We start from the raw sequence: 13,009 nt of genomic DNA on the forward strand, positions 1-13,009 counted from the left end.
GGCAGTCGGATGTCCCAGGGGAACACCGGTGTTACCGTCCAGGCAGTGAACGCGTACGCGTGCCCCGTCCGCGAGGTTCTTGACAGGGTGGCCGGCAAATGGAGCGTGCAGATCCTCGTCGCCGCCGCGCAAGGCCCCATCCGGTTCACCGAGTTGGAGCGCGGCATCGAGGGCATCAGCCGCCGCATGCTCACCCTCACCCTGCGCAACCTGGAACGGGACGGCCTGGTGACCCGCACCGTCCATCCGACGGTGCCGCCGAAGGTGGAGTACGAACTGACTCCGGTCGCGCACGAGTTGAACGACACGCTGCAGCAGCTGACCGGCTGGGCCGAGCGCAACCGGGTGCACATCGCCGAGGCGCGGGCGGCCTACGACGCCGAGCACCGGCCCGAGTTGCTCGACGCGTAGGGTGCCCGGCGGCCTACAGGCCGAGCAGGGCGACGTCCGTCGTCAGCTCCTTGAACACCTCCCGCGGGTCGGGCACCAGCTTGCGCTCCTTGAGGTTCAGCATGCCGCCCAGCGCGGTGACCTCGGCCGCCACGGTGCCGTCGGTCTTGCGGATCTCCTGCCGGGCGCGGAAGGTCCTGCCGTCGCCCCACTCGAACACGCACGTGACGTCGACCTCGTCACCGGCGAGCAGTTCCCGCAGGTAGCGGATGTTCGTCTCCAGCGCCACCGGGCCGACGCCCCGGCCCAGCAGCCGGGCCTGGCTGATCCCGGCCGCCTGGAGCAACGACCACCGGGCGTGCTCCGCGTAGTTGAGGTACACCGCCTGGTTGAGATGTCCCTGGACATCGGTCTCGTATCCGCGGACGGTCACACGGACGGAAAACGGTTCGGCCACTGCTTGCCCTTCTCGCGTTCGGTTCTGCGGTCGACCGATCCTGACACGCCGGTCACACCCGGCGCGGTGACGCCAGCAGAAAGCGGGTTCTCGTCCGGGGCTCGGTGTACTCGCCCGCCTGCCAGCCGGCCCGCTCCAGCGTGGCCGCGCAGGCCGCCAGGGTCTGCGCGTCCGGTGCGTACACCGCGACGGCCTCCGGCTGCGGGGTCGCCCGGACCCGGTAGCCGTCCGTGTCCCCGCCCGCGGGACAGTGCCCGGCGGCCTCCAGGGCGAGCGCCGCGGCCCGCACCAGGTGCGTGCGCTCCCATCCGCAGGGCCGGTCCACGGCGCCGTCGGGATGCGTCATCCGGCGCAGCTCCAGCAGCCCCTGCCAGGCGCTGTGCACCTCGCGCCGCCGGGCCGGTCCGGTCTCCGGCGGGTCCTCCTCGCCACCGACCCGGGCGGTGAACACCCCGGTGTCCGGCGTCGGCTCGGCCGGCGCCTCGGGCACCGCCTCACGTATCCGGTGGCCCGCCGGGGTGAGGAAGTGGTCGTGCGGTGGCCGGGGGTGCCGGAAGGCCAGCCCGCGCTTCACCAGCGCCGCGAGCTGGGCCTCGGTACCGCGCAGCCGGCCGGTGACCGGGTCGGCACCCTCGATCACCCGCCGCTGCGCGGCGGTCGGCGGTCGGGTCACGGGACGCTCCTTCCGATACCGCTCGCTCCGCGGAGCCGCCGAACGGACGGCCCATCCGCAGAGTACGGCCCACCTCTGACAGCGGGGCCCGCAGCTCGGGTTGGCCTGCCGCCGCCCGTCCGAGGCCGCACGGGCTCGGTTCCGCCGTGTCCGCCAGCCCTGCCCGGACCGGGCGCGCGCTCACCTCGTGTCCGCAGGCCGAAGCCGGCCTCCATGGCGTACGTCGTCTCCCGGCTCAGGGAGAAGTGACGGGTGGGACGGGCTGGTCGGGGTGCGGTCGCACGGGTGGGGTTCGTCCCGTGACACGGTGCGGGCTTCGGTCGCCCGGTGGGCGCGGTCCGGTGTGTGTTTCGTTCGCCCTGTGGGCCCGGTGTCCGGCGCGTCCTTCGGCCACCCATGCCGGCCCCCACCGGGCGCGTTCCGGCCCTCCCCGTCCGCCGGTACCCGGTGCGCGCTCCGGCCGTACCGCGGACCCGCCGTGGTGCGGTGCCCTAGTCCCGAGGCCGGATGTTCCAACCCGCCACCACCGGGCGGCCGTGTTCCGTGCCGAGGTGGCACAGGGAGCCCGTCGCGAGCTGGAAGAGGGCGCCGTGCCGGGGCGGCAGGCCCAGGCGGCGGGCGGTGAGGACGCGGAGGAAGTGGCCGTGGGCGATCAGGACGACGGCCCCCTCGGTGCCGGCGAGCGCGGCGTCGGCCCTGGCCAGCATCCGGTCGGCGCGCTCCCCGACCTGCTCCGGAGTCTCGCCCGGGTGGTCCGGTGGTCCGGGCGCGACCCCGTCCGTGAACAGGAACCAGCCGGGCCGGCTCCGCTGGATCTCCGGGGTGGTCACGCCCTCGTAGCCGCCGTAGTCCCACTCGCGCAGGTCGGCGTCGACCCGCGCGTCCGGGATCCCGATGAGTTCGGCGGTCTCCCGGGCCCGCTGCAGGGGGCTGACGAAGGCCGCCGCGATCCGGTGGGAGCGGATCAGCGGAACCAGCCGGCGCGCCTCCGCCCGCCCGTGCTCGGTGAGGGGTACGTCGGTCCAGCCGGTGTGCCGCCCGGACCGCGACCACTCGGTCTCCCCGTGCCGGACGAGAAAGAGGTCACCCATGACGGCACGGTGGCACAGGGTCGCCGCGGCCCGCAGGACGGACTGCGCCAGACGGCCGTCCCCGCGCCGGCGCCAGGGGTCAGGTGCCGGGGTGGACCAGCGTGTACTCGGTGCCGAGGGCCTTGGTTCCGGTGTCGGCGTACAGCGTGGTCTCCCCGTCGGACCAGCGCACGATCAGGTCGTTGCCGGCGCGGTCGTGCCGGAAGGCGCCGGCCGTGAGGACTGCCGCCTGCTGCCAGAGGCCGTTGGGCCCGCGCAGCCGGGTCCTGGTGCCGAGCCCGGCGGCCGAGGTGCCGGCGTACGTGTCGAGCGTGCCGTCCGCCCAGCGCACCAGCAGGTCCCCGGTGCCCGTGCCGTCGAAGTCGCCCCCGGTCAGCAGGGCGGCCTTGGTCCAGGTGCCGTTCGCCCCGAGGAGCTGCGTGCCGGTGCCGAAGCCGCCGGCCCCGACGCCGGGGTAGAGGATGAGCGAGCCGTCGGCCCGGCGCACCAGCAGGGCGGTGCCCCCGTCGTCACGGAACGGGCCGGCGGCGAGCTGGACGGCGTTCTTCCACGCGGAGCGGGGCGGTGCCATCCGGATCTCCCGGCCCAGGCCGGACGGGCCGGGCTGCGGGTAGAGGGTGACCTCGCCGTCGGACCAGCGCACCAGCAGCCCGGCCCGGTCGCCGCCGGTGAAGGTGCCGCCGGTCACGGTCCGGGCGTGGGTCCAGGTGGAGTTGGCCTTCTGCAGCTGCTTCTCGGCGCCGAAGCCGCCCCTGCCGTCGCCCGGCTGGAGGGTGACCGCGCCGTCGGACCAGATGACGAGCAGGTCGCCGTGCAGGTCGCCGGTGTAGTCGCCGGAGGCCATGAGCGAGGCCTTGCGCCAGCGTGCCGCGCCGCCCGGCAGGGTGCCCTTCAGGCCCCGGTACGGCGGCAGGTCGGCGGGCGGGGCCTGGTCGGCGACGGCGTCGGCGAGGAGGTTGGCGGCGTCGGCGCCGAACGCGGTGCCGTAGCTGATGTAGTCGACGCTTGCGTCGTTTCCGCCGCCGTTGTAGCCGCCGAGGTTGCCGATGACGTGCCCGGTGCGGGCGTCGTCCTTGTAGTCGGTGATCCACGGGCTGCCGGACACCCCGCCGTAGTAGCCGCCGCAGGTCATCGACAGCTGCCGGTAACCGCGCAGCTGCTGGGTCGGGACGGTGCACTTGACGGCGCGTCCGGCGCTGTTGTGCCGGTAGGAGGGGTAGCCGACGACGGTGACGTTGCGCAGTTTGTAGCCGGAGGGCCGGGTGAAGGTCAGGCCGCCGCCCACCGCGTCCTGCAGGGACTGCCCCCGCTGGTTGGCCGAGACCCGGGCGAAGGCGGTGTCCAGGTCGGACGCGGCCTTCTTGGTGGTGGTCGAGCCGCGGTCGGGCACGTACCGGGGGTCGATGAAGATCCGTTGGATGTGGAAGATGCCGTACGGCTGCCGGTCGGGGGCCGCGCCCTTCACGAACTTCGGGACGAAGATGTAGTCGCTCTTCATCTTCAGCGCGCAGTGGGCCGCGGTCAGCACGATGTTCCGGGCCTTGGTGTCGATCACGCTGCCGGTGCAGTGCCAGGTGGTGCCGCCCGGCCCGTCGGATCCGAAGAAGGTGCCGACCAGCCGGGTCCCGCCGAATTTCGTGCCCTGTGGCCGGCCGGCCGCCGCGACCGACTGCCCCGGCCCGCTCGGCGCCACCCGTGCCGCGTCCAGCGGCCGGGCGTCCGCCATGCGCTGTGCGGTCCAGAACTGCGCCGCCTGCCGGGCCTCCTGCCCGGCGGCCGGGCCCGGCGGCGAGGTCGGTGCCGCCTGCGCGGCCGACGCCGTGAGCCCGATGGGCGCCGCACACATCACGGCCACGACGACCCGGCGTATTCGATACGAGAACAACGCTGCTCCCCCTGGTCTGCTCGAACCGGACCAGGGAGGACCGCGGCGCGCGCTGGTCGAGGGCGCACGCCGCACCACGTACCGAGGCAACCCCCTGGTCGGCCCCGCCGGCGGACGACGGGACACGCGATCTTCGCACAGGTTGTCGAACCAGGAGCGGGCGGGCTCCGCCGTCGAACCGGCGCGCGGCGCCCGATACCGCCCGGCGCGCCCCGCGACAGGCGAGGTGGAGGTCCTCCAGCGCGCCGACGGCGGCCCGCGCCTGTCGGTCCCCGGCCTCCAGGTCTCCCTCAGCCACACGGCCCGCCACGTCGCGGTGGCCGTCGCGCCCGGCGCGGTCGGTGTGGACCTGTGCGAGCCGGCCGCCGCACCCGCGGTCCGCCGCGCCGCGATCCATGTCCTGGCCCCCGCGGAGCGGCAGCTCGCCCGCGAGTCCCCCGATGTGCTCACGGCGGCCTGGGCCCTGAAGGAGGCAGCGGTGAAGGCGGGCCGCCAGAGCCTGTTCGGCGAGGCCCCACGCCGTGTCCGGATCGTCGCGCTGACCCCGCCCCTGCTGTCCGGCGGCCGCCGGGTGCTGGTCGGCAGCGCGGGTACGGCGGCCCTCGCCGTCGTCCTCCCGTGAGCGGGGACCGCGGGTCTACTGCCGGTACCCCCCGAGGAAGCGGCCGATCCGGCCGATCGCCGCTTCCAGGTCCTCCGCGTACGGCAGGGTCAGGATGCGGAAGTGGTCGGGGCGCGGCCAGTTGAAGCCGGTGCCCTGGACCACCTGGATCTTCTCACGCAGCAGCAGGTCCAGGACGAACTTCTCGTCGTCGTGGATCGGGTGCACCTTGGGGTCGATGCGCGGGAACGCGTACAGCGCGCCCTTGGGTTTGACGCAGGACACGCCCGGGATCTCGTTGAGCTTCTCCCAGGCCACGGTCCGCTGTTCGTGCAGCCGGCCGCCGGGCACGGTCAGTTCGCGGATGGACTGGCGTCCGCCGAGCGCGGCCTGGATGGCGTACTGGGCGGGGGCGTTGGCGCACAGCCGCATGGAGGCCAGCATGGTCAGGCCCTCCAGGTAGTCCCTGGCGTGCTGCTTGGGACCGGTGACCACGAGCCAGCCGGAGCGGAAGCCCGCCACCCGGTAGGTCTTGGACAGCCCGCAGAAGGTGAGGACGACCAGGTCGGGGGCGAGCGCGGCGGCCGAGTGGTGGACGGCGCCGTCGTACAGGATCTGGTCGTAGATCTCGTCGGCGAACACCATCAGGCCGTGCCGGCGAGCCAGGTCGAGGATGCCCTCGACGACCTCCTTCGGGTAGACCGCGCCGGTCGGGTTGTTCGGGTTGATGATGACCACGGCCTTGGTGCGGTCCGTGATCTTCGACGCCATGTCGGCCAGGTCCGGGTTCCAGTCGGCCTGTTCGTCGCACAGGTAGTGCACGGCCTTGCCGCCGGCCAGCGTGGTGACGGCCGTCCAGAGCGGGAAGTCCGGGGCGGGGATGAGGATCTCGTCGCCGTCCTCGACCAGCGCCTGGACGGCCATGGAGACCAGCTCCGAGACGCCGTTGCCCAGGAAGATGTCGTCGACGCCGACATCGAGGCCCAGGGTCTGGTAGCGCTGGGCGACCGCGCGGCGGGCCGAGAGGACGCCGCGGGAGTCCGTGTAGCCGTGCGCCTGCGGGAGCATCCGGATCATGTCCTGGACGATCTCCTCCGGCGCCTCGAACCCGAAGGCCGCGGGGTTGCCGGTGTTCAGGCGCAGCACGCTGTGCCCCGCCTCCTCCAGCGCGTTGGCGTGCTCGATCACCGGCCCCCGGATCTCGTAGCACACCTCGCTGAGCTTGTTGGACTGCCGGAACTCCATGCGCCCCTCCGGAAACTCGTGTTGCTTGGTTTTACCAAGTAGGAGCTTGGAAAGTCCAACAACACGTCTAGACTGCGTCGCATGCCACCTCGCCGAAGCTACGACCAGTACTGCTCCGCAGCCCGCGCGCTCGACCTCGTCGGGGACCGCTGGACCCTGCTGATCGTCCGGGAACTGCTCGCCGGCCCGCGTCGCTACACGGACCTGCACGCGGACCTGCCCGGCGTGAGCACGGACGTACTCGCCTCACGGCTGAAGGACATGGAACGGGACGGACTCGCCACCAGGCGCCGGCTGCCCCCGCCGGGCGCGGCCTACGTGTACGAACTCACCGGCCGGGGACGCGGGTTGCTGCCCGTCCTGCAGGCGCTGGGCAGCTGGGGCGAGGGCGAACTGGGCGAGCGCAGGCCCACGGACGCCGTGCGCGCCCACTGGTTCGCGCTGCCGCTGCTGCGCGCCCTGGACGGCGAGGGACTGGTCGAAGTCGGCCTGGACGAAGGGCGGTTCCACCTCCACGTCGGCACCGAGGACGGACCGGTGTACGGCGACGGACCCGCGCCCGGCGAGGCGGACGCGCGGCTGGTGATGGACGCGGCGACCTGCGAGGCCATCGCCCGCGGGGAGACGGGCCTGCGGGCGGCGGTACGGGACGGGCGGGTGACGGTGACCGGCGACGGCACGCTCGCCAAGGCGCTGCGGGAGGCGTGAGACCGGAACACGGCAAGGAGAAAGGCCCGCCGGCAGGCGGGCCTTCGTGTCACCTTGGTTCACCCGCTCGGCGGCACCCGCGACGGCCGGCCCGACCCCCGCGTCAGCGTGTACCCGCCGATGCCGGCGAGGGCGGCCAGGACGGCGCCGACACCGGTCCACACCCAGCGGTCGGACCACCAGCCGGAGGACCAGCCGTCGTCCCGGCCGAAGCTGGACAGCACGGCCTTCTTCGAACCGTCCCCGTCCTGCCCGGACTTGACGGCGATACCGGGGACGAGCGGCCTGCCCAGCGAGCCGTCCACCGCCGCCGCCCCGCCGATGTCCTTGGAGTCGACGCGCACCTCGGCGCCCACCGGCTGTCCGAGGTCGGCGGCGGCGAGGTCCACCACCGTCAGCCGGACGTAGTACGTGCCCGGCAGCGGGTCGTCGGCCCACGGCTCCGACCAGCCGCGCACCGTGCGCAGCACACAGGCCAGCTCGACCGAGGCGGCGCCCTGCGCGGCGGTGCGGGTCTGGGCGCCGTACTGGCAGGCCTGGCGGCGCCGCAGACCGTCGTAGACGTCGAGCTGCCAGCTCTCGGAGCCGTGCGTGGCCGGGAGCTTCACCGTCGCCCTGACGGTGGGGCGCTGCCCGGTGTCCGCGGGGAACGACCAGTACAGGTAGTCGCCGGTGGAGCCGGAGGCGGTGGCCCGCTGCCCCTGCTCGATCTCGGTGGCCGTCCGGAAGGAGGAGCCCGCCCGGGTCGGCGCGTCACCGTCCGCCGAGGCGCTCGGGGAGGGCGAGGAGTCGGCGGCGGCCGGTCCGGCGGCCAGCCCCAGCGCCAGCAGCGCGGCGCCCAGCACTCGTGTGATCCGCATCAGTTCGTCCTCCAGACCGCGACCCGCCAGCGCGACAGCCAGCCCCACAGCAGACCGGCGAGGAAGCCGGTCAGCACCAGCAGACCGAGCAGCCACCAGCCCCGGCCGAGACCGAAGGCGGCCACGTCGTGGTGGCCCGACGGCCCGTCGACGACGTCGACGGTCAGCTCCAGCGGCAGGCCCGGGCTCGTCTTGACGCCGGCGGCGGCCGAGAAGGAGCTGGTGACCTGGAGGCACACCGTCTCCGCGGGCGCCGTGTCGTCGTCGCCGTCCGGCTTCGGATAGCGCAGACCGGTGGAGACGACATCGGTACGGCCGGTGCCGGCCGCCTCGCCGCGCACGATCTCCCGGCCGTGCACCGTCACCGCCCGCAGCAGCACCCCGTAGTTCGGATCCACGGCGCGGTCGTCCGCCACGCTCACCGCGGCACGCAGCTCCCGGCCGGGCTCGACGGCCACCTTGTACCAGCGCTGCTGCCCGAACTCCACGCGGTCGGTGTACAGCCCGGACTTCAGCGTCGGCGCCTTCTCGCACCGGTCCGCGCCCTCGGTGGCCACCGGCGTGACCACCGGGTCGGCCGCCCGCTCGACCAGGTCGCCGACCCGGTCGCTCAGCTCCTCCTTGTGCCGTACGTCGGTGTACGTGCCACCGGTCGCGTCCGCGATGCAGCTGAGCTGGTCGCGGGTCTTGGCGTCCGGCACCAGGCCGAGGGTGTCGATGGTCAGCCCGATGCCCTTGGCCGCTATCTCGCGGGCCACCTCGCACGGGTCGAGCGGCTGGCAGGTGTCCTCGCCGTCACTGATCAGCACGATACGGCGGGTGCCGGACCCGCCGTCCAGGTCGCCCGCCGCCTTCAGCAGCGCGGGCCCGATCGGGGTCCAGCCCGTCGGCGCCAGCGTGGCCACGGCCGTCTTCGCGTCGGTCCGGTTCAGCGGGCCGACCGGATAGAGCTGCTCGGTGTCCTTGCAGCCCTCCTTGCGGTCGTTGCCGCGGTAGTTGGCACCGAGCGTGCGGATACCGAGCCGGACCTCCTCCGGGGTCGCGTCCAGGACCTCGTTGAACGCCTGCTTCGCCGCGGCCATCCGGGTGCCGCCGTCGATGTCGCGGGTACGCATGGAACCGCTGACGTCCAGCACCAGTTCGACCTTCGGAGCGGACTGGTCCGTCTCGTCGGCGACCGCTCCGGCAGGGAACGCGATCCCGGCCGTCAGGGCGGCGAGCAGAGCACAGACGCCCGCCGCCAGCCGTTGTCTTGTGATCATCGCCGGATCCTATTGATCAGACCGGCCGCGCTCCAAAACGAGGGGGTTCGGCAGGGAGGTCCAGCGGTCCCCCGGGGTCTCGGGGTCCAGCCGCATCAGGGTCAAGGCCTTCGCGGGCAGCGGGCCGTGACGCAGCGCCGCCAGGTCGGGGGTCGGTGCGAAGTCCGGCAGCGCGGTGGCGAGGGCCGCGCCGAGGGCCGGTCCCGAGCCCGCCGTGGCGGCCAGCGCGCCCGCCACCAGGGAGCCGAACAGCTTGCGGCGCAGGGCGGTGTCGTCGTCGGTGATCAGGCGGCCGGCGAGGGCGGGCGGGGCGATGCCGTGCCGGGCCAGCCGGGCGGGGCTGATCCGGATGTCGGCCAGGTCGCGGTAGACCAGGCGCAGCGGGCTGCCGTCGGCCGCCAGGACGACCAGCAGGTTCTGGCCGTGCGCCTCCAGGGCCACGCCGAGATCCAGCAGCCGCAGCCCCACCGCGAGCGCCAGCCGGGTGAACGCGGCCAGCCAGGCCGGGGAGCCGGGCAGGGACGTGGTGGCGAGCGCGGCCACCGGCACGACCCGCTCGCCCGGCCCCGCGTACACCTGCGGCGACTCCCGCAGCAGGGCGGCCAGGTCGGGGGAGTGGGCCGTGGCCGCGCCCAGCGTGCGGGTGATGTGCAACAGGCCGTCGGTGCGCGCCGCCAGGTCCTCGGCGAAGGCGGACAGGGCCGCTGCGGACCGCACCGAGGACACGGAGATGTCCCGCACCGACGACGTCAGCCGGGCGCTCAGCGCCGTCTTGACGTGCGGGCCGCCGGGCAGCGCCAGGGTGCGCAGCGACATCAGCGGACGGGCCGGGCGCCAGACGTCGTACGACCGCCCGAGCACATGCGCGGCCTGCCAGGGGTGCACCGGCAGCAGCAGCCGCTTCCCGTCGCGGAGTTCGTCCGGCCAGTCGCCGGACAGCAGGCAGTCGGCCGCCGGAACCGGCACCGTCCCCAGCTCCACCACCGGCCCGTGCTCGGGGCCGTACGCCAGCTGGTCCGCCACCGAGAAACCGGGCCGGGACCGGCAGTTCGGGTGGAACGGGTGCCCGTCGACCACCCGCCGCTCCCACTCCCAGTCCTCTCCCGGGCCCTCGGCAAGCCGGACCCCCGCCGGCCACTCCCGCGGATGATCCGCGCCGGCCCGGGACAGCGCCAGCGAGGCCACGCTGTGCGCCAGTTCCGCCGCGAAGGCGGACGAGTGCCGCACCCCGAGCGCCGCCACCAGCCGCGCCGGATCGTCGTACCGCTCCCGGTCCAGGCGCACGGCGCCGACGTACGCGCCGGTGGCGTACGGGTCCGCGGGCGGCCCGTACAGGGTCCGGCCGTCGGCCAGGCGCAACGCGAGACCGTGCGCCCCGGACACCCGGCCCGCGAGCCACGGCAGCGGCTCGTGGGCCAGCGCCCGCCACAGCCGGGTCAGCACGGCGGCGCGGGCACCCGGCAGCCGAGCCGTGTACCGGGGCAGCAGGCCGGGCCGGACGGCGGCCAGCTCCTCGGCGATCCCGGCGTCGGTGGTGGGGGGACGGTGCACGGTCGGCTCCTCGGGTACACGGCGCACGACACGATTGTCCGGGACGGCAGCCATACTGATCGTCACCGGCTCCCGGACGGCGCACCCGCGTGCGCGGGGAAGACCGCGGACCCCAGGACGAAGAACGAATGGATCGCGTGGACCTCACACCCCCCACCGGCGCCGTCGGCCGCCGGGCCGACGCGTACGCGACCGCGCCCCTGCTCAACTGCCTGCTGCGGGAGGTGGCCGAGCCGCTCCCCGGCGCCGGGGACCGGCGCGTGCACCGGCTGCCGGACGGACGGCTGCTGCGGGTGCGCCCCGGGCGGCGCCCCGCGGACCCCGAGGTGTACACGGCCGGGACCTGGCGCCCGATCGGCCACCCGGAGCTGGTCAAACTGGTCGCCGAGGAGCTGCGCCGGCACACCGGGCTGCCCGGCGGCGACCTGCCCGCCGAGATGATCGACAGCCGGGAGGCGGTCGCCGCCCTGCTCACCGCCCGGGCCCGGGCCACGGCACCCGCGGACCCGTATCTGCGCTCCGAGCAGTCCCTGCTCACCGGCCATCCCCACCACCCGGCGCCCAAGGCGCGCGGTGGCGGTCCGGTCGCCTCCTGGCTGCCGTACGCCCCCGAGGCGCACGCCCGCTTCCCGCTGGTGCTGCTCGGCGTCCGCGAGGACCAGGTGGCCGAGGAGGGCGACACCCGCGCCCTGGACGCCTTCGGCACCGCCCCGCCCGGCTACCGGCTGCTGCCCGCCCACCCCTGGCAGCTCGACCTGGTCGCCCGGGACCTCGCCCCCGCCTTCGCCGACGGCCGGCTGCTGCGGCTCGGCACGACGGCGTCCGAGGCCTGGCCCACGGCCGCCGTCCGCACGGTGTACGAGCCGCGCCGCGACCTGTTCCTGAAGTTCAGCCTGGACGTCCGCATCACCAACGACATCCGCCGGCTGTGGCGCCACGACCTGCAGCGGCTCCGCCGCACGGACACCGCCGCCGGACAGGCGTTCGCGGCGATGGGCCCGCCCGCGGCCTGGCTGAGCGACCGCGGCTACCGCACCGCCGCCTTCGCCTTCGAGGAACTGGCGGTGCTGGTCCGCGACGGGCTGCGCGGGCACCTGCTGCCGGACGCGACCCCGCTGCTCGCGGCCGGGCTCGCCGAGGGCTTCGAGGGCAGCCCGCTGGCCGCCGCCCCCGACCCGGCCGGCTGGTGGGAGGCCTATCTGCGGCAGGTCGTGCCGCCCGCCCTGACCGCGTTCGACACGCACGGGGTCGTCCTGGAGGCCCACCTGCAGAACACGCTCGTCGCCGTGGACAGGGCAGGCACCCCCGTGCAGGCCCTGTTCCGGGACGCCGAGGGCACCAAGCTGCTGCCCGACGTGACCCGGGCCGCCGGCTGGCAGCGGCTGGTGTACTGCCTGGTCGTCAACCACCTCACCGAGATCGCCGGCGCCCTCGCCGACCACCATCCCGGCCTCGACCCGTGGCCCGCCGCCCGCCGCGAACTCGCCCGGCACCCGCTGCCCGAGATCCCCGCCCTGCTCACCGCGCCGACCCTGCCCGGCAAGACCAACCTGCTGCTGCGCTGGACCGGGGCGGACGGCGCGGACGCCCGCTACCTGCCGCTGCCGAACCCGCTGGCCGGTGCCTGACCTGCCGCCGCATGCGACAACTCGTGATGCCGGGGCGTCAGTCGAGCCGTACGCCCGGACATCGAAGCCGGGAGGCGGTAGCGTTATGGTCAGCGTGAGGCGCGATCGGGGGGGCTCGATGTTGTCTGAAGCGATGGTGGCAATGGCCGCCGCAGGTGGTAGCGCGGTCGTCCAAGCGGCGGGCACCGACGCCTGGGAGGGCTTGCGCGCACGGGTGGCCCGGCTTCTGGGACGCGGTGCGGCGCAGGGAGAGCAGGACGCACTGGCGCGACTGGACCGTACGCGCACTGCTCTGGAATCCGCCGGCGATGACGACATGGCCGACGCCCGCACCCGCCAACAGGCCGCTTGGCAGACTCGTTTCCAGGATCTTCTGGAAGGGCTGCACGAGGCGGAGCGGCAGGCGGCGGTCGCCGAGTTGGAGGCCGTCGTCGCCCAGGTGCCCCCTCCGCGTCCGGGTATGGCCGCCGGCGACGGAGGGCTGGTAGCACATCACGTGAGCGTGAGGGCCGACGGTGGAATCGCCGGTGGTGTCAACAACATCGGGGATGTGACGCTGGGCGCGAACCCTTCCAAGCCGGAACGGGAACATCCCTGACCCGCTCCGGCAATTCCGACCATCCAGGCCAGCACCCCTATGCCCCGACGGTCAGCGGTG

Annotated in this window: 13 protein-coding genes; 5 read left to right on the forward strand and 8 right to left on the reverse strand. The window is 74.3% G+C overall.

Annotated features, from left to right (window positions below; translation table 11 throughout):
* The first annotated feature begins 9 nt into the window (after positions 1 to 9).
* The gene (locus tag S1361_RS31165; RefSeq protein WP_208035218.1) at positions 10 to 411 is read left to right on the forward strand and encodes a winged helix-turn-helix transcriptional regulator; all 402 of its coding nucleotides are present in this window, start codon (positions 10 to 12) and stop codon (positions 409 to 411) included.
* A 13-nt stretch (positions 412 to 424) separates the two neighbouring features.
* Here S1361_RS31165 and S1361_RS31170 read toward each other — a convergent pair whose 3' ends face one another.
* The 4 genes from S1361_RS31170 to S1361_RS31185 all read right to left on the reverse strand — a co-directional run bounded on the left by S1361_RS31170 (position 425) and on the right by S1361_RS31185 (position 4,496).
* Positions 425 to 847 (reverse strand): acyl-CoA thioesterase, encoded by a 423-nt coding sequence (locus S1361_RS31170; protein ID WP_208035219.1) that lies wholly within the window; start codon positions 845 to 847, stop codon positions 425 to 427.
* 52 nt (positions 848 to 899) lie between these two features.
* Positions 900 to 1,520, reverse strand: a complete 621-nt coding sequence (locus S1361_RS31175; protein WP_208035220.1) for a hypothetical protein — start codon at positions 1,518 to 1,520, stop codon at positions 900 to 902.
* Positions 1,521 to 2,011: 491 nt separating this feature from the next.
* The gene (locus tag S1361_RS31180; RefSeq protein WP_208035221.1) at positions 2,012 to 2,611 is read right to left on the reverse strand and encodes a histidine phosphatase family protein; all 600 of its coding nucleotides are present in this window, start codon (positions 2,609 to 2,611) and stop codon (positions 2,012 to 2,014) included.
* A 79-nt stretch (positions 2,612 to 2,690) separates the two neighbouring features.
* Positions 2,691 to 4,496 (reverse strand): trypsin-like serine peptidase, encoded by a 1,806-nt coding sequence (locus S1361_RS31185; RefSeq protein WP_243769363.1) that lies wholly within the window; start codon positions 4,494 to 4,496, stop codon positions 2,691 to 2,693.
* 142 nt (positions 4,497 to 4,638) lie between these two features.
* Here S1361_RS31185 and S1361_RS31190 point away from each other — a divergent pair, with 142 nt between their 5' ends.
* Positions 4,639 to 5,118 carry a 4'-phosphopantetheinyl transferase family protein gene (locus S1361_RS31190; RefSeq protein WP_208035222.1) on the forward strand — a complete coding sequence of 160 codons (480 nt, stop codon included), beginning with the start codon at positions 4,639 to 4,641 and terminating at the stop codon, positions 5,116 to 5,118.
* Positions 5,119 to 5,133: 15 nt separating this feature from the next.
* Here S1361_RS31190 and S1361_RS31195 read toward each other — a convergent pair whose 3' ends face one another.
* Positions 5,134 to 6,342, reverse strand: a complete 1,209-nt coding sequence (locus S1361_RS31195; RefSeq protein ID WP_208035223.1) for a pyridoxal phosphate-dependent aminotransferase — start codon at positions 6,340 to 6,342, stop codon at positions 5,134 to 5,136.
* Between the two features lie 81 nt (positions 6,343 to 6,423).
* Between S1361_RS31195 and S1361_RS31200 the strand changes: the two genes are divergently transcribed.
* The gene (locus S1361_RS31200) at positions 6,424 to 7,050 is read left to right on the forward strand and encodes a winged helix-turn-helix transcriptional regulator (protein ID WP_208035224.1); all 627 of its coding nucleotides are present in this window, start codon (positions 6,424 to 6,426) and stop codon (positions 7,048 to 7,050) included.
* A 59-nt stretch (positions 7,051 to 7,109) separates the two neighbouring features.
* On the opposite strand, the gene S1361_RS31205 is transcribed toward S1361_RS31200, so the two are convergent.
* The 3 genes from S1361_RS31205 to S1361_RS31215 are packed head-to-tail and all read right to left on the reverse strand — an operon-like array spanning position 7,110 to position 10,723.
* Positions 7,110 to 7,910 (reverse strand): hypothetical protein, encoded by an 801-nt coding sequence (locus tag S1361_RS31205; RefSeq protein WP_208035225.1) that lies wholly within the window; start codon positions 7,908 to 7,910, stop codon positions 7,110 to 7,112.
* Positions 7,910 to 9,172, reverse strand: coding sequence for a VWA domain-containing protein (locus S1361_RS31210; protein ID WP_208035226.1), 1,263 nt, complete (start codon positions 9,170 to 9,172; stop codon positions 7,910 to 7,912). Before S1361_RS31210 ends, S1361_RS31205 begins: the two co-directional genes overlap by 1 nt.
* 9 nt (positions 9,173 to 9,181) lie before the next feature.
* On the reverse strand, positions 9,182 to 10,723 hold the full coding sequence (locus S1361_RS31215) for an IucA/IucC family protein (protein ID WP_208036847.1): 1,542 nt from the start codon (positions 10,721 to 10,723) through the stop codon (positions 9,182 to 9,184).
* Between the two features lie 128 nt (positions 10,724 to 10,851).
* Between S1361_RS31215 and S1361_RS31220 the strand changes: the two genes are divergently transcribed.
* Together S1361_RS31220 and S1361_RS31225 are read left to right on the forward strand one after the other, a co-directional pair.
* Entirely contained in the window at positions 10,852 to 12,351 is a 1,500-nt protein-coding gene (locus tag S1361_RS31220) for an IucA/IucC family protein (RefSeq protein WP_208035227.1), read from the forward strand.
* A gap of 118 nt (positions 12,352 to 12,469) precedes the next feature.
* A complete protein-coding gene (locus tag S1361_RS31225; protein ID WP_208035228.1) occupies positions 12,470 to 12,949 on the forward strand; it encodes a hypothetical protein in 480 nt (159 codons plus the stop codon).
* Positions 12,950 to 13,009: the final 60 nt, after the last annotated feature.

The sequence above is a fragment of the Streptomyces cyanogenus genome (genome assembly GCF_017526105.1).
Taxonomy (GTDB): domain Bacteria; phylum Actinomycetota; class Actinomycetes; order Streptomycetales; family Streptomycetaceae; genus Streptomyces; species Streptomyces cyanogenus.

Bases quoted from the DNA above. Each gene is read 5' to 3' on its own strand.
- S1361_RS31225 (WP_208035228.1), top strand. From the start codon at position 12,470: ATGTTGTCTGAAGCGATGGTGGCAATGGCCGCCGCAGGTGGTAGCGCG.
- S1361_RS31220 (WP_208035227.1), top strand. From the start codon at position 10,852: ATGGATCGCGTGGACCTCACACCCCCCACCGGCGCCGTCGGCCGCCGG.
- S1361_RS31180 (WP_208035221.1), bottom strand. From the start codon at position 2,611: ATGGGTGACCTCTTTCTCGTCCGGCACGGGGAGACCGAGTGGTCGCGG.
- S1361_RS31205 (WP_208035225.1), bottom strand. From the start codon at position 7,910: ATGCGGATCACACGAGTGCTGGGCGCCGCGCTGCTGGCGCTGGGGCTG.
- S1361_RS31165 (WP_208035218.1), top strand. From the start codon at position 10: ATGTCCCAGGGGAACACCGGTGTTACCGTCCAGGCAGTGAACGCGTAC.
- S1361_RS31195 (WP_208035223.1), bottom strand. From the start codon at position 6,342: ATGGAGTTCCGGCAGTCCAACAAGCTCAGCGAGGTGTGCTACGAGATC.
- S1361_RS31210 (WP_208035226.1), bottom strand. From the start codon at position 9,172: ATGATCACAAGACAACGGCTGGCGGCGGGCGTCTGTGCTCTGCTCGCC.
- S1361_RS31200 (WP_208035224.1), top strand. From the start codon at position 6,424: ATGCCACCTCGCCGAAGCTACGACCAGTACTGCTCCGCAGCCCGCGCG.